This is a genomic window from Acinetobacter sp. ANC 4636, from assembly GCF_054454555.1.
The window spans coordinates 343,208-365,027 of sequence record NZ_JBTKVD010000001.1 but is presented as its reverse complement, the minus strand read 5'-3'; the positions used below and the strand labels follow the sequence as shown (position 1 = coordinate 365,027).

Below are 21,820 nucleotides of genomic sequence, written 5' to 3'. Positions count from 1 at the left end.
ATGATTAAAATTTCAATCATCCACATAGTGGGTTAAAAATGAAATCCTCTCGGGAATTTAGGTCGCTAAAATAGTGAGTTGGACTGCCACCACTCTCCTAGACAAATATCATCTATTCTTTTTGCATAGGAGAGAACATTATAAGTGGATAACGATATACCCCAGAATTTAAAGATGAAGCTGTTAAATTGATTACAGAACGTGGATATTCTATCACTGATGTAGCAGAACGTTTAGGTGTATCACAGCACAGCATTTATAAATAGCTAAAGGCGGTACTGCCTTTTTTAAAAGAATAGTATCGCATTATTTATATGTTGATAAAAATAGTCATAAACTCAATAAATCTCTCATCCTCTACAAAGCCAATCTTGCATTAACCCCTTAATTCTCAATTGACTTCCCCTATCCTAAAATTTATCATTCCCTTGCTAACCCACATGGTTAGTCGGTTTTAGCAGACCGTTTTCACACAAGAGCATTAAAAGAATCTTCTTTTAGTGTCTAGCCCCTCGTGCCCCCTCTGCGGTGGAACGGGAGGGGGACGTCTTCGGACGTGCTGGTTTCTTGTGTATCAGTCTGCTAACCCCTTCTCGTTCTGCCACCATTATTTAGCAGTAATCTGGTAGAACTTCTTTTACGCAAGAGGTCTATTACCATGAAAAAGCTTGGCTTTTTTCTTATTGGCACACTACTTCCATTTACCATACACACCGCTTCTGCTGAAACCTTACAAGGCAAATTGGTTTCATTAACTGAAACTGATCATGATGTGGTCAGCGTGACCAATCACGGCAAGCCCGTAAAATATAAAGCGCTTCAACTCTCATCACCACGCTCGTTAACTATTCAGGATGAAGTGGGTGAACCTAAGCAAGTTAAGCATGTTAAAAACATCCAACTGGCTGCTAGCCCACAAATGCTAAAAAACATTGCGCTGAACAGTACCGTTAAAGTGGATTGTGATTTGTTTGGTAGCCATACCATCTATCATTACACTGAAGTACTTTGTAATGTTGAGCGCATCCAAAAAATTAAATAATTCCAATTTATAAAAAAGGTTAACAACAATGAAAGCATTAAAACTACTGGCAGCAGTTGCGATCTGTGCTGTCTCTTATACCCATGCAGCATCCATCAGCGTAAAAGCCAAACAGAAAGTTGAATGGAGTGAAGAAGGTGCTTTTCTTTCGACCAATAAAGGCGACATCTCCATTTATGCCGTGGGCTTAAATATCAAACAGGTTCAAAACCTCAAATCAATTAAGAAAGGTGACTGTGTTTTGATTACTGCCAAAGATAGCAAACTGGAAAAATCCGATGGTCTGACGAGCATCATGGAATTCCAAAACGCTAAAAAAGTCAGTTGCAAATAAGCCATATTGTTCATTGATCAAGGCATATTGCCCTTTGATCACTTTGAGTGATGGATGGTGATGATCTGAATATCTTTGGTATAGACAATATCAGGACTAGGCTCATTTTCTAGATTTCTAAAATCATCCTTAAAGCAATCACGATACGCACCATCGCTCAAGGTCAATTAGCGGAGTAATCATGAAGCTTTTCTTACCTATACTCTCATTCATTTTCATCTCAACCATCCTTTCAGGCTGCGCGAGTAAAACGGAACGCCAGTTTATCAGTGGTTGTAAAACCAGTGGAATCGATGAATCTGCCTGTAAATGCGTTTATGACAAACTTGAAGATAAATATGGTGAAAAGGGTTTAAAGAATAATCTCTATACCCTCAGTCAAACTGACGAATTCCAACACGATATGGTTGAAAGTAGCTTGCAGTGTATGAAGGAGTAATCCATGCGTGTTCTAGCGGGAATTATCGTCATCATCGTTGTGATCGCTTTTCTAGGCTTACCTTTTATCGGTTTTATGATTTTACTTTGGCTGTTCATGTTGCTCGTGGACTATGCCGCTGGAGATAAGAAAGAATGAAACAAAACATCAAGGCTGCACTGATTGGCGGCTACTTTTTTATTGGCTTCCTCTTTGCGATTTATCAGCATTTATGGGGACGATACAACTACAAGTCATTTATGTTTAACCTTGGTCAAGGGATCGTTTGGCCAGCAGTCATGTTTCCCTCAGTCGGTAAATTTATTGGGGGTGTACTCACCTTAGCGATTATTGGCTTTTTGGTTCTTCGTCGCCGTTAGAACTTATCCGTAGTACAGAGGTTTAGGCTTCTACGCACGACTTTAAGCAAAAAATAAGGGAGGCAAGACGTTTACTATCGAGCACTAAACTATCTTTAGATTTCTTCCAAGTCACCGAACCTGCTGAAAAAATGGCTTTCTCAGCATGTTTCATCAAGGCTTGAATCTGATGTTTTAACTGATCATATTGGCTTTGGTGATTGGCGAGGTGTTGGCTTTGTTGCAATAACTCGGTAAACAATACATCGGCTTCTTCTAACCCTGTAAAATCCACGGTTTCTAAAGCATGATGTTCAGGATAAAGGAGCTGTAAGGCTTTTGCCGATGAGTCACTTGCATCAACCGCAGGTGGAATATCCTTTTCCACACATTCCCAAAAGACTTTTTCAGATGCCATTAATTGCTGGATAACTTGCTCATTACGTTCCACTTTATAGATCTTGGCTTCATGCCCACAAATCAGTACACAAATATGTGCTGCCTGTTCACCTGTAACCGCTAATTGATGCTGAACCTGAATCAAAACATATAAAGGTACGCCCTCACGCCAATGCTTAGTCCCCCACTCACCCACAGACTTACATTCGAGGATTTGTATATCCTGAGTACCTGTAACTCGATAATCAAGATTCGCCAACATGAAATGATAGTCAGGATCAGGATGCTGCAAGATTGCATTCACACGATGTACTCGATGACCTGTTTTCTGACAGTAATAATGTGCAATCAAAGGTTCAAGTTGATTGCCCCAATATAATGGTGAATAGTGGTCTGTCATGGTTTGATCTACAGATTGAGCAATACGTCCTGTTTTAAGCATCCACAGTTCTAGCATGGACATGTGAGGATTTAAACCACATGCCGCTGCTGCATCACTGCTTCCAATACCCTGACGTCGAGTTTGCAACCATTCTTGGCGACTCATGGCTTTGGTACTGATCAAGCGTTTTGCTTTAGGGCGTAGGGCTTTTAAAGAAGGAACTAAAGGAGTTAATGTGGTTGTGGGATTGAGACTGATGTTATTCATGAAGATATTCCGATTCAGTAAAAATTGGCATAAAAAAAACGACACCCCGATTAGGGGTGTCGTTGTTCAATCAATGATCTTAGCAATCAGCTAAGCGACAAATTGTAATGCTTGTTGCAAACTCCGCTGTTTTAAGGCTGCGCCTGTACCAAACCATGCTGAATCCATTCGATGGTCTGTGGTCATAGCACGACGTTCATGATCGATAAATTCTGTCATTGAGCATAACAAGCCATAGGCTGTACCTTTTGCAGAACTGAGTTCTGAGCCACGACCTTGTCCATTAAACATTTCCATAACTTTACTCATGGCACGTCCATTCGGTTCAGGTTTAAGCTCTGTGCTTTTGGCTTTCTCTGCGACACCTCGATAGAATTGAATCAAGTTGTCTTCCTGATCAGTGACGATCAGTTGGGTATTGTTAAATACCGCATCAAAATAAGCTGAAGCCTCCTTCTGACTAACTTTGCGCTGACTAAGCTGTTTCATTTCATACATGTGCTCATCCCATGCTCGAACCGAGACGCCCAACTGCTGTTTAATTTTCTCAGCATCAAATCGGGTACTATGTGGCACTTTAACCACGCCCGACTGTGCATTTTGTCCATGTAATGCGATTGTCAGGGTATTACTACACACGACACGAATTGAGGTAAATTGAGCCGTGGTTGCCAGTGTTCCATCACACGCTGTGGCAAGCAGAATATAACCATGACTGACATCTTTAGTTTTTAGTGCAGAAGTTTGACCTGTACGTGCTAGTGCCCAAAACTTCTTACCTCCTTTTAAGATGCCAGCAGTTTCCAGTTCAAAGCCAGACTGCTCGGTTAAATCTCGATAAAACTCTAAAATCTCCCGAGGTTGTACTTCTTGGTAACGTTGACTAACAACGGAAAGCGGAGCATGGGTGTCCGATCTATAAAGTACACGCTGATCTTCAAAAGGTAAGATGATATTCTGACCACGATCATTCTGTGCCATATAATTGACATCCGAAGATAAGATTTGCCAATCCATCCCTGCCTGCTGTGCCCAGACCTCAATTGGCTGCCCGACTGTTAATGAATTGCCTAGACCATGCCACGGAGTCTCTCCCACATAAGCCATTTGTTCAACTTGATGAGCCATTTTGCTTCTCCCCATGCAGTGACTTACTGGAAGTTACGCTGACAGTCATGACAATAGAAATAACTGGTTGGCACCTGCCGTTGTGGAGCAGGTTGGAAAATACTGTCTAATAGACCTCCAACGACAGCACCTGCAATCCCACCGACCAATGGAGAGAATGGTGCAGCCAAACTTTTAGAAAGCGTTGCCCCTAGACCTGCACAGGTCATTGAGGACAAACTATTGCCTGATGTTCCTTGTTGCTGATTATTCACGACACGGCTTAGATTTTCTGAATGGCAATATGGACATGTAATATTCATAAGATAGACCTCTACATTAAAATGAAAAAAGGCTGATCGTTTGATCAGCCCTTGAATGTGGAATAAACATTCACTGTTCATGTTAATGATGTATATCTATAATTTTTTTGAATTCACTCTTCGATCATCAATGGTTCTTCTGCGTTGACCTGTGTGAAATTGACGCATACGCTCAGTTAAACATGCACGTAGATACTGCGTTTGTTTGTCAGGGCTTGCCAGATAACGAATCGCTGTATAAGCATTTTCAACTGCTTTTTGATCTTTTCGTTCAATCATGCCGATCCCTAGCGAATCAGTCAGCTCATATCTTCTTTTATGCTCTTTCTGATTACAGTTATAAAACAAGCCTTGATCGTCTGTAATACGCTCTTGCCATAGCTCACCAATCTCTTGCGCTAGATAGCTATCTCGGCAATGTTGAGAACCGTTGTAAATCACAAGTAGGTGGCAATGATAGCCTTTGCTCTTGCCCCCCTGTTCTAATCGATAAGCATAACCCACCTGCCCTTTAAAACAGGTGTCCTTGTTCTGAATACGATTAACGAGGATTTTTATATCCTGATCAAAAGTCTCAAGGGGAATATTGGCATCATAACGATAAGCTAAATCGACTCTCACCAGTAAAAGCTTACGATGCTGCTCAAGGATACTGTCAAAGTAATCCCGTAATTTCCTGCTGTTCCGTTTATTTTTAGATTTCAGATCATCGAGAAATTTGCGATGTTGAGTTCTTAGGCTATATTGAAAATCTTGAAATAGATCTTGATTTGAAAATACCTCTCGATTTCTTCTACATCGTCTCTCAGGCATTAAAGCAAAGTAGTTTTCTATCAATGGGCTATACGTCAGTTCTTTATCATAGATCGCCTGAGCCTGATCCAACAGTCGATGATATTCTCCTTCAAAGTCTGTCCAGATGTATGAGCGTTGAGTCATTGAGAACATCAAATTCTCAATATCCAGCAATACCTCAGATTCATTCATGTTTAAGTTCCTATGATTCACTCCATAGGAAAGAACAATCTGTATTTTTTTACTTCTGCTAATCAGCTCATTATTTTACGGATACAAACCCCTATCATTTCTTCGATGATAGGGGTTGATGAATATATAGTCTAAGTAATTAATAATATTAAATATATATCCTAGTACAAAACTGCATATCAATTCATCACCGACTCACCATCCAAGCATTTTTTATACTTCTATAGCAAACAGATGAAATCTAGTCATTTACCTGTTTGCTGCTATTGAGGGATGAAGCTAAAGTTATGATGCTGGATGGCAAAATAATTTACTTTAACTCTTTAGGGTAAGATCGTGCTCTACTGAATCTAAGTTGAATATCATCTGTGTAATCCACGTCAAACATCTCCATAAAAACAAAATAAGGTAAAATATGAGTTTCAAAGAAGTTCCAATTCTTTCTATTACCCAACTCTATTGGAAATTCTGCTGGTATGTTCCAAAATTTGCTTTTCAAAACAGGAACAGCGGTCAAATCTAAGTTCGCAAATTTTCCTTCAAAAATTTCTGCCTGATGTTCAAGAACATTTTTTACATATAAAGAAAATTCATTTGGAATATCTCGAAGCTTTAGTATTTCAGAATTCCCTGTTTCAGGAGATGTAATTAACTTTCGACTGTCCATGATGATGATGATATCTTGTATCAAATCTTTTGTTCTAAAGTCCTCTTTCCAAAAATACAAAAATCCTAGATAACCTACCAATCCTTCAGGTCTGATTGCCTTTTTATTCAAAATAGTAAAAAACTCTTGGAACTGCTTAGCAGTTACTCTCTTATCAGAGACCTGTATTTTTATTTCAAATCTATATAGCACGATATCTATTTTCTTATATTCCTGAAAGTACTCAATAGCTGATTCAAATCGCTCAGAACGCTTTTTCCATTTGCCATCCATCTGAATACGCGTAGGTTTAACAATCTTAGTGATAGGGTCAGGATCACCTTCTCTTACATATCGCCGATTGAGTCCAATTTTATACTCACCAGTTTCAATGAACTTTCTAAGTGAAATTAAATATTCATTTATTTGACTCAACGAGTCAGATGTTACATCGAGACTTAAATCAAGTTTAGATTCCAGACCTCTCGTAAATTTGTCTTTCTCTATAAAGAACTCAGCTAGAATCTGCACATTTGTTGTGAAATAGTTTCCACTAAATTTTTTTATACGTTCCTTATTTGCCCATAAAAAAAGAAACTCTTTTCCTAGACGAGTCACCCTTTTTAATAATTGAGTAGTATTTTCTTGTTGTGTATATTCTTCTTGGCTTGCTGATTTTATGAATGCTGGTATAGGTTGTAATGCTAAACTCAGCATAAAAGTTTCTACCCTCATTAAAAGATCAAACCCTCTCCTACGAGTAGGTCTTATTGGAAAATCTACATAATCAACCTGAAGTTCCCTATACAGAATTTCAACTATATGCAAATATTGTTGGGCTGACTTAAGTCTTTTAAGACTGGACTTTAGTGGCAAATTATCTTTAGGTATTATTTCCTTTAAATAAACATACTCTAATTTCTCTTCTCTATTTCTATTTGAACTTGTAAGTGAATCTCTGCTTCTTCTCCTTTCCCCTATATCCTTAGAAATAAATATTTTTTTAAATTTCTCGTTATTCAGTAGATTTTCAATAATTTCGTCTGATAATTTTTCTATTGAATTCTCTGTTAAGGTGTATGTCGTTTCCTCTAAGTCTTCATCTATACTTTCAGACTTAGCAATTTCTTCTAAAGTATCTTCGCTCATTCTAATAATTACCCAGTGGAAGCATGTTCTAAACAACGTATTGTCCGCTATAATTCCAACTCAGTAAACTACTAATTCCCATATATTTTTACTAGAATTCACACTATTTTTAGGCTTAATTCCACAAGAACCCATGGAAAAAATTGTTGCTTTTTTAAACAAAAATAATCTTTATAACAAAAAATATATAAGATTATTGAACAAGCCTATGATGAGCTAAAAATACAAGAAATTACTCCACCTCAGCTACCTCCATGTACCTTTAGGCAAAAGCATCAAAAATAAAAATCCATTTGGAATATATTTTATAAATCTAAAAAATTATTCTTTTAGCTGATCAAGATAGTCTGACCAAGGCTGCATCATTACTTTACGCTCATCTAAATAATGGGCATGGTTGTATGATCATCCTTGTATATAATTGACTTAGGTGAGTTACTTTTAGAAATTGATACTTATATAGAATATTTTTTGTTATCAGTTAGTAAATTTTTCAAAGTATACCTTTTAGTATACTTTTTTAAAAATTTATTTAATATTTTATTATAAATCAATAAATAAAAACCAATGCATCATTGGGGTATGGGAGGAAAGATCAGCCATGATTTTACTGTCTGTCATATCAATTCATGCCTTTAAAATTTCAAAATTAAAATGCGTAAAAATTTGGCTTACTGACCAATACAAGTGGCGCATTTTAGCAAAAACTTATTGTTTGCCACACCGTAAAGCGAAATTATCTCAACAAATGCTTTTTAAAACCTCTGCTTTTAAAAGCATTTAAAAATAATGAATAAATACAGTTTTTAGCACTACTTGATTGAAGTCTAAGCACGCAGCCCATCAAAAAGCAGCAATGATATGAAATAGATGATTTATCTGAAGAAAAGCGAGCAACGCAAAAGCATGCATTTAAAATAAAGACGATAAATAACTACGGGCCGATGTATCTATCTATTATTGAATTAAATGAGATCGCCAGAAAACGTCAGCTTTCTGGCAATTCACATTTTAAATCTTAATAAACATCACGGCGGTAACGCCCTGCATCACGTAACTGCTGCAATAGCTCTGTACCTAAAATTTCTTCTAAAGCATGGTCAACATCGGTTGCCATACCCTGAATACTGCCGCAAACATAAAGTACCGCACCGTCAGCAATCCAGTTTTTTAATAATTCAGCTTGCTCACGTAAGCGGTGATGAACATATTGTTTTTCAGCCTGATCTCTGGAAAAAGCTAGATCCAAGTGTTGCAACATGCCTTCAGCTTGCCAGACATCTAGCTGTTGTTGATAAAAATAATCATGCTCACGCTGACGTTCACCAAAAATCAGCCAGTTACGCCCACGATTTTGCTGGATGCGCTGTTTCAATAAACTTAATAAACCTGCGATGCCTGTCCCATTACCAATACAAATGATAGGTCGGTCATCTTCAAGCAGATGGAACGATGGATTGCTGCGAATCGCAATCGCCATCTCTTGACCAATAACACTATGCTGAGTCAACCAGCCTGAACCTAAACCGAGTTGGTCTTGAGCATCGGACTGCTGGCGTACCACCAACTGTAGACACTGTTGCTCGGGAATACTGGCGATTGAATACTCACGTCGCGGCAGTTCAGGTAATTGTTCGAGCAATTCATCCAGCGTGGCATAAGCACAAATGGGCTGGGTTAAATCTTTGCTACGTAACACTTCAAAAATCGTCTTACCTTGACTGGTAAGGCTTTCTGCTGAGATAGATTGCTGCTGTAAAAATTGCTGAATACGTTCAACGCTATTTTGTGGTTGGATTTCAGCGATATCCCCCGCCTGCCATGTCACATCGGCTATGGTTTGCAATTCCAGATGAAAGGCTGGCGCGCCAAGACTGTTTGGGTTCAGTAATTCACGTTTGCTCAGTGTCCATGTTTCAAATTGTTTTTTGATTTCAACTTGCTGAACATCACTTGCTGTAACTTCTGCTAAAGCCTCATACCACTGCTGAATCTCTTTTGGATTGGCATTATTGACTTCAATTAACTTAAATAAAGGATTCGCACCTTGTCGAGCCAACCATGTATCCACTGCATGACCAAACTGACAGAAACTTTCGGGATATTCTTTAGAACCCAAAGCCAGCACCGCATAGTTTAACTGAGCCAAATCTGCACGACACTTCATAAATTGTTTACTGAAACCAACCGCCAGATCAGGTGCCGAACCTGTACCATAAGTACTCACAATAAACAGTGCCTGCTGGGCTTGTTGCAAATCTTGAGCTGTTAACTGCTGTACAGATTTGACCATAACTGCATAACCTGCCTGTTGTAAAGACTTGGCTGTTGCCAAAGCCAATTGCTCAGCCGTGCCGGTTTGGGTTGCGTAGCTAATCAGCCATGCATGTTCAGTCAATGCTGCATGTTCTGATCCCAAATCACCACGTGCCGCCTGAGTTAGACGTTTTTGCTTGCGACGTTTTAGGTACAACATCCAGCCTGTAACAAAGAATAATGGCATTGCCAGTGCTGTCAGCATGGCAATGAATTGATATACAGGGCCAAAGAAACTGCCACGATGCACAGGCAACATGCTCGACATGATTTTCTCATTGAGCTTTTTATTGGCATACAAATCAACTTTTTCCAGTTGATTATTTTTGAGATTAAATACGGCGCTGTTACGTGCACGTTCATTTTGTGGAATCGCATCAACAAATGAAATTTTTACTCGCCCATCTGCCTGCTGCGGCACGGTGAAAGTCACACTCGAATAATCACGCGCAATCTGAGCATTAAAACCTGCCCATGCTTGGTTTAATTGCTGCTGAACCAATACATTTGACAATGTTGAACCTTGCTGTTCAGCCTCTGGTACACGTTGTGGTCGCTGAACGTCTGTACCGCGTTGCTGCATCCCTTTTGCTGGGCGTCCCTCAGGCTTCTCCTTTCCTCCGACACGAGTATTTTCCACACCCATGACTTTAAACATACCTGCACGCCACCAGTCATACGACCAGAACAGTCCTGTGCATGCAAACGTCAGATAAAACACCATGACCCATGTACCGACTACCGCATGCAAATCCCACAAAAAATTACGTCCATTCAGGTGTGGTTTAATAGCAAACCATTGTTTAAAAGAATGCTTTTTGGGAAATCGTAAATACAAACCACTGAGCACAAAGAAAATCAGAATCAGCGCACTGGCACCCGTCAATTGCTTACCAAATTCGCCAACGGTCAAAGTGCGGTGAAACTGCTCAATAAAACGGAAAAATGCCTGCCCCTTAATTTCAGGGAGAACTTCAGCCGTATATGGGTTGACCATCATGTCATAACCACGACGCTCACCTTGTTTTTGGATATTGACCACCGAAGATTCTGTCGGTGACTTGGTCACACTGATACTATTAATCTCTATCTTAGGTTGCTGCTGTTTAAAATGAAAAAATAATTCACTAGGCGTCAGTTTGGCACGTGGCTGCTCTGTCACATTATAACTTTCTGGATTAATCAGCTTGGTTATTTGTGGCTGATAGGAAAAAATAGCACCACTGACAGCCATGAGTGACAAAATCAGACCTGCGGTGATACCCAAAAACCAGTGAATCTGGAACAGTGTTTTTTTCAGCATATTATTTATTGAATAGGTTCATTAAAATTGAAATAAATTATACCGAACATCTATGTAAATAATATGGATTTACATTCTCATTTAGAAAGATCATAAAAAATTGCTCATAACTTACAGCTCAAGCAACCTACCAGTGAGATGAGAGCTATTCATTTCGCTCTGATATCAGCTGATGTTTCTCTCCTCAAAGGATCAATTTCTCCACAATACATAGATATACAAAGATCGGTGGTAAATAACATACTCCGTATTTTTGAATATTTCTGTTCATTTTAGTTGTTACTTTTATTGCACATAAGCAATGTGACAACTCAGCTCCTCCAAAAAATCTAGCAGCATATTTGGCTACATCTTGTCACATTTTTTCAGTCTGATTTCGATTCAGATTCAAAAAATAAAATAGATATATCTTTTTTATTGTGTAATATAGATATATCTTTTTTATTTCTAATCTTCCTATGCGTGGTAAATCCAATCACAAAGGTTTTGGGCATGGCGGTTTACGCTGGGTGGTCTTGCATCTGATTGCCCAAAAACCTCGTCATGGCTATGAGCTGATCAAAGCCATCCAAGAAATGACCAATGGCAACTACAGCCCAAGTGCAGGTATGGTCTATCCATTACTGGCTGAATTACAGGAAAAACAACTGATTCGCATGCAAGTCTGTGCGGAAGATGCACGTAAACAAAGTTATCAGATGACTGAACTTGGTCATCAGGTGATCGATGCATATAAAGAGCATATTCAGGAAATTTTGAACCGAATCAACATTCGTTCACAACAACCAACATCGGTTATTGATACTTTGCATGTGTTTAAAAAACAGGTGCGTGAAGTATTGGCAGGTCGCCCACTAAACGCCGAAGAAGCAGAGATTTTTGTAAATGCACTCCAAACCGCTGCGACAACATTACAACAACTAAAACAGGATGCAATAGTGACAACCAGTACAACAACGCTCGATAAAAAACCTTACCGTGTGCGCCATCACCTCAAATTTCGCATTGTGACAGTTCAAGATATTTTCAATATTAGCCCAAGCCTGATTCGCATTGTATTTAAAGGTCAAGATCTCGCCGATTTTAAAAGCGACAGTTTTGATGACCACGTTAAACTGTTCTTCCAAGATGCGGCAACAGGACATTTGGTCAAACCTGAAATGACTGAACAAGGCCTAAAATTTGCCGATGACACTAAACCGATTGCACGTGACTACACCCCGCGTCTGTTTGACCTAGATGCCAAAACCTTAACTATTGATTTTGTGATTCATGATGCAGGTCCTGCAACAAAATGGGCACAACATGCAAGCATTGGCGATCAAATCGCCATCGGTGGCCCTCGTGGTTCAATGATCATTCCAATGGTATATCAACATTATGTCTTGATGGGTGATGACACTGCCTTACCTGCAATTGCACGGCGTTTAGAGGAACTCCCTGCATCGGCTCAGGCAACAGTGATTATCGAAGTGAATTCGCCAGCCGATGAAATTGTTCTGGATTCGGCGGCTAAAGTTCAGATCACTTGGTTGCACCGTGAAGGTCAAGCCAGTGGTCAAACGACTTTATTTCAGCAAGCATTACAAAATCTGTCTTTGCCACAGCACGATTATTTTATCTGGCTGGCCGCAGAAACTCAGGTCGCACGCCAGTTGCGTAAAATACTGGTCGAACAGTATCAGGTAGCGAAGCATGCGATTAAAGCAGCAGGTTACTGGCAACATGGTGCATCGAGCGCGCATACAGTCATTGATGACGAATAAGTTTTTCATCGTTATCTTCTGATTCTAGACTCTCAAAACCTGAGTTGCTGATGTGATGAACCAATCCAGCATCAGTAGCGCCACAGTCATCTTTTATTTTGGTATTTCTCATGCAACAAAAGCCATTTTCTCTGTTGTGGATCGCAGCGCTTGCCGTACTTACGGCATTGGGGCCATTCTCTATTGATATGTATCTATCTGCCCTACCCACAATGGCAAAAGATTTATCGGTGAGCACTGCACAAATTGCCAATAGTTTACCGGCTTACTTTATTGGTCTGGCATTTGGGCAGCTGGTTTACGGTCCTGTTAGCGACCATTTTGGGCGGCGTAAACCATTATTTTTTGGTTTGACGCTCTATGTTCTGGCCAGTGCAGTGTGCGTGTTTGCTATGCACCTTGAAGTCTTGCTAATTGCACGTATTGCCCAAGCGCTAGGTGGCTGTGTTGGTGTAGTGGTGGCTCGCTCCGCAATTCGTGACAGACTTAATGGGACAGATGCGGCACATGCCTTTTCACTATTGATGATTGTTCAAGGGGTTGCACCAATTATTGCCCCTCTTATCGGTAGCCTAATGCTTTGGGCGTTCAACTGGCGTTCTATTTTTGTGGTGCTGTTGGTTTTGGGCATCATCAGTATGATCATTTCATATTTTAGATTTCCTGAAACATTACCCCCTGAACGCCGCCAAAAACATACAGTTAGTTCTGCACTGAAAAGTTATATCTATTTATGCCAAGACCGCAGTTTTATTGTGCCTGCTGTTGCCAGTGGTATTTTAATGGGCATGCTATTTACTTATATCAACAGTGCTTCAGAAATCATGATTGATCATTTAGGAGTCAGTTCAGGTATATTTGCCCTGTTATTTGGCGTGAATGCCTGTGGGATTATTGCAGTTTCCAACCTTAATCGTTTTCTAATCAAACGCTATGATTCACTCGAACTGTTAAAGTTAGGTTCAAGCATACAATTTTTAGGTGCAATTGTTCTGAGCGCTTTTGTGTTTAGCCAACATGTTGCCGTTTGGAGCATAATGTCGGGTCTGTTCATGATTGTGGCATGTGTCGGTTTTATTGGCCCCAATGCAACTGTTCTGGCCTTGTCCAAACAAGGACAACGCGCAGGTCAAGCCAGTGCCTTACTCGGCGCATTACAATTTGCCTTTGGACTGGTTTCAGGTGCAATTTTGTATCTTCTACCGCTAAAACTAGAAGTTTCAGTCAGCATCGTGATGATCTTATATAGCGTGATTGGCGGCATACTGGTTCGGAAAATTCAACCGATTAAATCTCATCATATTGCTTAAAAGAGACATAAAAAAAGACCTTGTTGAACAAGGTCTTTTTTTAAAGCAAAACTATTTTGGCAGATCAGAACTTTGCCAACCTCCACCAAGCGCAGTAATGAGTGCCACGCTATTTTGCAATTGGGTCGACTGGAGCTGTAACAAGCTTTGTTCGCTTGATAAACGTGTGGCTTCAGTCGACGCTACATTTGTATAGTCAATCACGCCTGCATTGTACTGGTTACGTATAATCCGTGCGGTTTCCGTTGCCGCTGCCAAAGACTGACTGGTATGTTGCACTTCTTTACTTAAACTTGTGCCTTGTGCCAAATAGTCTTCAATATTTTGCATGGCTTCAAGTACTGTCTGCTTATAGTTCGCCACTGACGCATCATAAGCAGCTCGTGCTTGTTTCACTTTGGCTTTGTTTGCGCCAAAATCAAATACCGTTTGTGTCGCAGAAGCACCCAATGACCAGAGCAAGTTTTGCGCGCTGATTAAATTGGACAAACTACTTGCTGAATAACCACTTGAACCTGATAGCGTAATGTCAGGAAAATACCCCGTAATCGCAATACCAATGGCTTCATTTGCTGCAGCCACACTGCGCTCAGCAGACGCAATATCGGGACGGCGTTCGAGTAAGCGACTTGGTAAAGTCAGTGGTATGCTTGGAGGTTTAGGCAATGCTGCCTGACTGACAGGAAGATCAAATTCGGCAGGCATTTTCCCAATGAGTATGGCAATGGCATGTTCATACTGGGCACGTTGCCAAACCAAGTCTTCACGTGCTGATTTGGCACTATACAGTGACTGCTCAGCCTGAGTCAGATCGGACTTTGCAATCACGCCTTCTTTATATTTGGCCGCCAAAACCTTACGATAACGCGTATAGGTGTCAATCGTTTTGTCATACAGGGCAATACGTTTGTCCAGAACCCGCAGCGCAAAATAATCCTTCGCTAACGTGGCTTGTGCGCTTAAAGTGGCATTGGCAAGGTCTGCTGCACTGGCTTGTGCCGAGGCTTGATTTTCACGCACGGTGCGTTTCAGTTTACCCCAGACATCCAACTCCCAACTCAAACTCGCCTTAGCACTATAACTGCTACTCGGCTTCGCCTGATTTTGTTCGCTACGCGTACCAGCGCCTGTCGCATCTATACTCGGATACTGATTGGCTTTCGCCTGTGATACCAACGCCGCAGCCTGTTCATACTTGGCAACGTACTGGGCAATATTCTGGTTTGACAGCACTACTTGCTGCTGTAAGTGATTTAAAGTTGCATCTTGGTAAATTTCCCACCACGCGCCACGAGTTTGCTGATCTTGTGGCTGAGCGACTTTCCAACCTTGTACTTCCTTATAAGTCACAGGCATTGAAATCTCAGGCTTGATGTAATTTGGGCCTACCGTACAACCTGAGAAGATTGGCAACACACAACATAAAGCGAGGCATAATTTATTTTTTAACATATCAATGCTCATCATTCAGGGGCACTTGCGATGAATTCGGACGTTTCCAGAACGATTTCACCCATGAACCAAAACGATCTAAATACACATACACCACAGGCGTTGTATACAAGGTTAATAACTGGCTAAAGACCAAACCACCACAAATGGCAATTCCCAATGGGCGGTGCAGTGATGAATTTGAACCAGTCTGCAAAATCAGCGGCAATGCACCAAAAAATGCAGCCAGCGTGGTCATTAAAATAGGACGGAAACGCTTATCACAGGCTTTGATAATGGCTTGCTCGGGTGAAAGCTGCTGCTGTTTTTCTGCGGTTAAAGCAAAATCAATCATCAAGATGGCGTTTTTCTTCACAATCCCGATCAACAGCAAAATCCCGATCAACGCAATCACTGTAAGCTGTGTGCCAGTGAGCATCATCAGAACCAGTGCACCGACTCCTGCCGACGGCAAAGTTGATAAGATTGTCACTGGATGAATCCAGCTTTCATACAACATACCCAGCAAAATATAAATGGTTGCCAGAGCTGCCAAAATCAGCCACGGCATTTGTTTAACCAAAGTTTCAAACACCTGTGCTGTCCCTTGCAAGCTGCCATGAATCGAATCAGGCATTCCGATTTTCACCATCGCTTGCTCAATCACAGCTTTGGCTTGCTGTAAAGACACCCCATTTGCCAAGTTAAAGGCAATCGTGGTCGTTGCCATCTGACTTTGATGGGCAACCGATAATGGTGCAGTGGTATATTCCAGATGCGCAAAGGCTGAAATCGGAATCGACTGATTATTACTGGTCAGTACATACAATTGCTTTAAGACTTCAGGGTTTTGAATGTAATTGTTATTTAAACCAATAATGCTGTAATACTGGTTCAGCATTTGATATTGAGTTGCTATTTGACGCTGACTAAATGCGTTATTTAAAAAGGTATCAATTTCATTGACATTTAAACCATAACGCTGTGCTACAGCGCGATCAATCACCACTTTGACGTCCAAACCGCCTGACTGTGCATCACTATCGACACTGGTCAGTTCAGGTAACTGTTTCAAGGTCGCATAAGCTTTAGGACTCCACTCGCGCAAAGTTTGCAAATTATCACTTTGTAAACTGTACTGATAAGTGGCATTGGCACTACGCCCGCCAACACGTAAATCCTGAGCGGGCATTAAAAATAACGATGCCCCTGCCATGTGGCGCGTTTTCATACTGATACGATTGGCAATTTGCATGGCTGTTTGTGTACGCTGAGTTTCATCTTTGAGGCGAATAAAGAAATTTGCCGTATTACGAGCGCCAAAACCACCACCACCCGTTGAAGCAATGACATATTGAATGTCTTTGTCTTTTTGTAACATACGACTTATCGCTTTCAATCGCGGTTCGAGCGACTGAAAACTGGTGGCTTGATCGGCACGTAATTGCCCCATCAGCATGCCATTATCCTGATCAGGAAATAAGCCTTTTTCCACATTCTTATACAGATAGACATTACCGATCACGGTCAGCAATAACGTAACCATGGTCAGACGCTTATGCTTCATAACGATCGCAAGACTGCTGACATAACTCACATGTAGTTTGTCTAAACCTTTGCCAATCCATGCCATGACACGGTTTTCTTTTTCCTCACCTGTTTCTTTCTTCAGCAAACGCGAACACAACATCGGCGTCAGCGTTAAAGAGACAAACATGGAAATGAGCAACGCAACCGACAATGTAACGGCAAATTCACGAAACAAACGTCCCAGTACGCCACCCATCAACAGTAATGGAATAAACACCGCAATCAATGATGCAGTCATCGACAAGACCGTAAATCCCACTTCCTTGCTACCTTTCAGTGCAGCATCCATCGGATTCATGCCGTCTTCAATATGGCGACTAATATTTTCCAGCACCACAATCGCATCATCAACCACAAAGCCCGTGGCGACAATCAACGCCATCATCGACAGTGCATCGAGGCTATAACCCAAAGCGTACATGGCAGCAAAAGTACTGACAATTGAAATCGGCAAGGTAATCGCGGGAATCAGCAAAGCATGACCTTTGCGCAGGAAAACAAATACCACTGAAATCACCAATAAGATGGCAATAATCAGCGTTCGTTCAGTTTCATGCAAGGCACTACGAATATTCAGTGAACGGTCAATAGCTAAAGTAATTTGTGTGCCTTTAGGCAACATTTCATTCAGCACAGGAATCAACGCTTTAATCGAGTCAATGGTTTCCAGCATATTCGCGCCAGCCTGACGCGTCACCGCAATCGAAACTGAAGGTTGATTATTAAAATAACCTGCCGAATAAATATCCTGAATCGAATCCGTCACCGATGCCACATCGTGCAGACGTACAGCCGCACCATTACGATAAGCCACAATCAGATTTTGATAATCTTTTGCTTTGGTGAGCTGCCCATTGGCATCGATCCACCACGTATAGTGACTCCCACTGAGCAAACCTCGCGGAGAATTCGTCGTGGCATGATCCACTGCTGCGCGTACTGTATCTAAACTAATGCCATAACTGGTGAGCTGTTTGGGATCCAGATTAATCCGCACCGCAGGCAAAGCACCACCACGAATTGACACCTGTCCAACACCCTGCACCTGTGCAATTTTCTGCTGTAACTGACTTGAAGCCAAGTCATATAACTGCCCACGGTTTAAGGTATCTGAGGTCAATGCCAACATTAAAATCGGTGCATCAGAAGGATTTGCCTTACGATAGGTCGGCAAAGTTTTCATACTGCTTGGCAACAAGCTGCGTGCCGCGTTGATTGCTGCCTGCACATCTCGCGCCGCGCCATCAATATCACGGTTTAAGTCGAACTGCACAACAACATTGGTTGAACCCTGACCACTGGTCGAGGTGAGTTCCGTAATTCCTGCAATCTGCCCCATGGCACGTTCAAGTGGAGTAGCGACAGTCGCTGCCATGGTTTCAGGGCTTGCTCCTGCCAGACTGGCTTGCACCATAATCGTTGGCGTATCAATTTGCGGTAACGGCGCTACAGGTAACAAACGAAATGCCAGTACCCCAAGCAAGGTCAGTGCCAGACTGACCAAGATCGTTGCTATCGGTCTTAAAATAAAGACTTTAGACAAGTTCATGACACTGCCCCTGATTTTTTCCGTTGCGTTAATTTTTCAAACGCCAGATAAATCACAGGTGTAGTAAATAAGGTAAGGAGTTGACTAAAAATCAGACCACCAACAATCACTAAACCAAGAGGTTGACGCAGTTCTGCTCCTGAACCCGATGCCAGCATCAATGGCACTGCACCAAGTAACGCAGCACAGGTAGTCATCAAAATTGGACGGAAACGCAGTAAACATGCCTGATAAATCGCATCGTGCGCACTTTTCCCTTGGCGCTTCTCATCAAGCGCAAAGTCAATCAACATGATGGCATTTTTCTTCACAATCCCGATCAGCAAAATAATCCCGATCAACGCAATCAAACTAAATTCAGTGCCTGTGAGTTTCAGTGCCAGTAATGCACCAATTGCTGCCGAAGGTAAAGTCGACAGTACCGTAATTGGATGAATCCAGCTTTCATACAAAATTCCCAGTACGATATACATGGTGATCACGGCTGCAAGAATCAGCCACAAAGTATTTTGGCTAGACGAGCTGAATGCTTCGAGCGACCCTTGATATTGCAGATTAACCGTATCTGGCATCTGGATTTTTTGCTTCACATCATCAATTGCCTGACGTGCCTGTTCAATCGAGTAACCATCAGCAAGGTTAAAGGATACTGTTGCCGCTGGCGTCTGGTCACGGCGTGCATACGCCAGATAACCCTCTTTTTCAGTGACCGTAATCAGGTTACTCAGCGGCACCATACTGCTGCTCGCTGTGCTACTTGTGCTGGTTGAACTGCTGCTGCTCGTAGTGGTCGATGTTGATGATGAGCTGGTTGCTGCTTTCAGATAAATATGCGAAAAGGCTGACAGATCCTGTTTATATTCGGGTGGGACTTCAAGCACCACACGGTACTGATTGGCTTGAGTATAAATGGTTGAAATTAAATGCTGACCAAAAGCGTTATACAATGCTGTATCAATATCACTGGCGGTTAGTCCATAACGGCTGGCTTCATCGCGATTGATTTGCACATACGCAACTTTTGCCCGATTTTGCAAATTGGTATTTACATCTTTAAATTCAGGACGTTCTTTGAGTGCATCAACAAACTGCGGCGCCCAGTTTTCCAGATCACTCTGAATAGAAGCATCCAGCGTCAATTGATACTGGCTTGGTGTGACCTGATCATCGACATTCAGGTCTTGGCTTTTAATTGCATACAGTTGAATCCCTGCAATTTTCGCAGCACGCTCTTTTAAACGGGCAATCACCACATCGGCTTTATCGCGCTCACCAAAATCTTTCAGGCTAATCTGCAAACGCCCCATATTCAGTGAGGTGTTATTGGCAGCGTCTACCCCGACAATTGACGCAATCGAATCCACAGCAGGATCTTTTTGCAACTCTGTTGCCATTGCCTGCTGACGTTTCACCATTTCAGCATACGACACATCTTGTGAAGCAAGGGTAATCCCCTGAATCTTGCCTGTATCCTGTGAAGGGAAAAAACCTTTAGGAATCCATAGATATAAGGCGGCTGTCATCACAAGCGATAAAATCGCAACGCATAATGTCAATGGTTGATGATCCAATACCCAAAGCAGGCATTTTTCATAAACCTTGAGCAGTTTGTCAAAACCACGCCCAAAACCTTGTGCCAGTTTATTGTGCTTTTCTTCAGGAATATGTTTCAGCAAATAAGCACTCAGCATTGGCGTCAGGGTCAACGAGACAAACATCGACACCAGAATCGACACTGCAAGCGTAATCGAAAACTCACGAAACAGACGACCAATGACATCACCCATAAACAACAACGGAATCAGTACGGCAATCAGTGAGATGGTCAAAGAAATGATGGTAAAACCAATTTCCTGTGAACCTTTCAGCGCAGCAATTAGTGGTTTTTCACCATTCTCAATATGCCGCTGAATGTTCTCTACCACCACAATCGCATCATCAATCACGAAGCCCGTGGCAATCGTCAGCGCCATCAAGGTCAAGTTATTGATCGAGAAACCTGACAGATACATCACGCCAAAAGTTCCCACAATCGACAATGGCACGGCCAAACTTGGAATCAGCGTGGTTGCAAAAGTCCGCAAGAACAAAAATGACACCATGACCACCAAGGCAATCGCCAAGATCAACTCAAACTGCACATCAGAAATTGAAGCACGGATGGTATCGGTACGGTCAGACAAGGTGCTGATTTTTACAGAAGCAGGCAAACCTGCTTGAAGCTCAGGCAACTTGGCTTTAATGGTATCGACAATAGAAACTACATTGGTGCCTGGTTGACGCTGAATATTAATAATAATCGCAGGCTGACCATTTGCCCAAGCTTGTTGATATTCATCTTGCGGCGCTTGTTCAATGGTTGCAACATCGTGCAAATACAGTGCCTGACCATTTTCATATTTTAAAATCAGGTTGCTATATTCATCAGCGGTTTGTAACTGGTCATTGGCATCAATGGTAACCGAACGCTCAGGGCCGTCAAATCCGCCTTTAGAGCCATTGACGTTGGCAGCATTAATGACGGTATTCACATCAGCCAGAGTGAGTCCGTGACTGGCTAAAGCCGCGGGATTGGCACGAATTCGTACCGCCTGTTGCTGACCACCTGCCAGACTCACCAAACCCACACCCGAAATTTGTGACAATTTCAGTGCAACTCGCGTATTAATCAGGTCTTGGACTTTGGTCAGCGGCAAGGTGTCTGAGGTTGCCGCCAAAGTCAAAATTGGGGTATCCGCTGGGTTAACCTTTTTATAGGTTGGTTTGTTCGGCAGATCCGATGGCAACAGCGAGTCAGCTGTATTAATGGCAGCCTGCACTTCCTGCTCGGCAACATCCAGCGAGGTATCAAGGTTAAATTTCAGGGTAATCACCGATGCGCCACCTGAACTGGTGGAATACATCTGGTTCAAACCTGCCATTTGCCCAAGTTGCCGTTCCAGTGGAGCAGTTACCCCACTGGTCATGACTTCAGGCCCTGCACCCGGAAACTGTGTCGTCACCTGAATGACGGGATAATCGACTTCTGGCAATGCCGAAATAGATAGGCTTCGATAAGCCAATAGACCACTTAAGATCACCGCAATCATCATGAGCATTGTGGCGATAGGTCTTTCAATAAATATGCGAGATGGATTCATAA

At 41.8% G+C, this 21,820-nt stretch carries 16 protein-coding genes and 1 pseudogene; 8 read left to right on the top strand and 9 right to left on the bottom strand.

The window, feature by feature from the left end; all coding sequences use genetic code 11:
• Positions 1-188: 188 nt before the first annotated feature.
• The 6 genes and pseudogenes from ACX1N5_RS01780 to ACX1N5_RS01755 all read left to right on the top strand — a co-directional run.
• Positions 189-263: pseudogene (locus ACX1N5_RS01780) on the top strand (hypothetical protein); the annotation flags it as partial.
• Between the two features lie 395 nt (positions 264-658).
• Positions 659-1,042 carry a DUF4431 domain-containing protein gene (locus ACX1N5_RS01775; protein ID WP_458802233.1) on the top strand — a complete coding sequence of 128 codons (384 nt, stop codon included), beginning with the start codon at positions 659-661 and terminating at the stop codon, positions 1,040-1,042.
• Positions 1,043-1,070: 28 nt separating this feature from the next.
• Positions 1,071-1,376 (top strand): hypothetical protein, encoded by a 306-nt coding sequence (locus ACX1N5_RS01770; RefSeq protein ID WP_458802235.1) that lies wholly within the window; start codon positions 1,071-1,073, stop codon positions 1,374-1,376.
• 181 nt (positions 1,377-1,557) lie between these two features.
• Positions 1,558-1,815 (top strand): hypothetical protein, encoded by a 258-nt coding sequence (locus tag ACX1N5_RS01765; RefSeq protein WP_458802237.1) that lies wholly within the window; start codon positions 1,558-1,560, stop codon positions 1,813-1,815.
• A gap of 3 nt (positions 1,816-1,818) precedes the next feature.
• Positions 1,819-1,953, top strand: coding sequence for a hypothetical protein (locus ACX1N5_RS01760; protein WP_458802238.1), 135 nt, complete (start codon positions 1,819-1,821; stop codon positions 1,951-1,953).
• Entirely contained in the window at positions 1,950-2,174 is a 225-nt protein-coding gene (locus tag ACX1N5_RS01755) for a hypothetical protein (RefSeq protein WP_458802240.1), read from the top strand. Before ACX1N5_RS01760 ends, ACX1N5_RS01755 begins: the two co-directional genes overlap by 4 nt.
• 22 nt (positions 2,175-2,196) lie before the next feature.
• Here the strand turns inward: ACX1N5_RS01755 and ACX1N5_RS01750 are convergent, their stop codons facing one another.
• From ACX1N5_RS01750 to ACX1N5_RS01725, 6 genes are all read right to left on the bottom strand, one after another.
• Entirely contained in the window at positions 2,197-3,201 is a 1,005-nt protein-coding gene (locus ACX1N5_RS01750; RefSeq protein WP_458802242.1) for a YqaJ viral recombinase family nuclease, read from the bottom strand.
• A 90-nt stretch (positions 3,202-3,291) separates the two neighbouring features.
• Positions 3,292-4,329: a DUF932 domain-containing protein gene (locus ACX1N5_RS01745; protein WP_458802244.1), complete on the bottom strand. Its 1,038-nt coding sequence runs from the start codon at positions 4,327-4,329 to the stop codon at positions 3,292-3,294.
• A gap of 23 nt (positions 4,330-4,352) precedes the next feature.
• Positions 4,353-4,631 carry a hypothetical protein gene (locus ACX1N5_RS01740; RefSeq protein ID WP_458802246.1) on the bottom strand — a complete coding sequence of 93 codons (279 nt, stop codon included), beginning with the start codon at positions 4,629-4,631 and terminating at the stop codon, positions 4,353-4,355.
• 96 nt (positions 4,632-4,727) lie between these two features.
• Positions 4,728-5,618: a YagK/YfjJ domain-containing protein gene (locus ACX1N5_RS01735; RefSeq protein WP_458802247.1), complete on the bottom strand. Its 891-nt coding sequence runs from the start codon at positions 5,616-5,618 to the stop codon at positions 4,728-4,730.
• Between the two features lie 310 nt (positions 5,619-5,928).
• The gene (locus ACX1N5_RS01730) at positions 5,929-7,413 is read right to left on the bottom strand and encodes a hypothetical protein (protein WP_458802249.1); all 1,485 of its coding nucleotides are present in this window, start codon (positions 7,411-7,413) and stop codon (positions 5,929-5,931) included.
• Between the two features lie 1,018 nt (positions 7,414-8,431).
• The gene (locus tag ACX1N5_RS01725; protein ID WP_458802251.1) at positions 8,432-11,032 is read right to left on the bottom strand and encodes a PepSY domain-containing protein; all 2,601 of its coding nucleotides are present in this window, start codon (positions 11,030-11,032) and stop codon (positions 8,432-8,434) included.
• Positions 11,033-11,490: 458 nt separating this feature from the next.
• On the opposite strand from ACX1N5_RS01725, the gene ACX1N5_RS01720 reads away from it, so the two are divergent.
• Both ACX1N5_RS01720 and ACX1N5_RS01715 read left to right on the top strand, forming a co-directional pair.
• Positions 11,491-12,798, top strand: coding sequence for an SIP domain-containing protein (locus ACX1N5_RS01720; RefSeq protein ID WP_458802253.1), 1,308 nt, complete (start codon positions 11,491-11,493; stop codon positions 12,796-12,798).
• A 110-nt stretch (positions 12,799-12,908) separates the two neighbouring features.
• Positions 12,909-14,108 carry a multidrug effflux MFS transporter gene (locus tag ACX1N5_RS01715; protein ID WP_458802254.1) on the top strand — a complete coding sequence of 400 codons (1,200 nt, stop codon included), beginning with the start codon at positions 12,909-12,911 and terminating at the stop codon, positions 14,106-14,108.
• Between the two features lie 51 nt (positions 14,109-14,159).
• On the opposite strand, the gene ACX1N5_RS01710 is transcribed toward ACX1N5_RS01715, so the two are convergent.
• From ACX1N5_RS01710 to ACX1N5_RS01700, 3 genes are read right to left on the bottom strand one after another with little or no spacing between them, the layout of a single operon-like run.
• Positions 14,160-15,560, bottom strand: a complete 1,401-nt coding sequence (locus ACX1N5_RS01710; protein ID WP_458802256.1) for an efflux transporter outer membrane subunit — start codon at positions 15,558-15,560, stop codon at positions 14,160-14,162.
• A gap of 1 nt (position 15,561) precedes the next feature.
• Complete coding sequence (locus ACX1N5_RS01705; protein WP_458802258.1) at positions 15,562-18,678, bottom strand: efflux RND transporter permease subunit; 3,117 nt, start codon at positions 18,676-18,678, stop codon at positions 15,562-15,564.
• Positions 18,675-21,818, bottom strand: a complete 3,144-nt coding sequence (locus ACX1N5_RS01700) for an efflux RND transporter permease subunit (RefSeq protein WP_458802260.1) — start codon at positions 21,816-21,818, stop codon at positions 18,675-18,677. Before ACX1N5_RS01700 ends, ACX1N5_RS01705 begins: the two co-directional genes overlap by 4 nt.
• Positions 21,819-21,820: the final 2 nt, after the last annotated feature.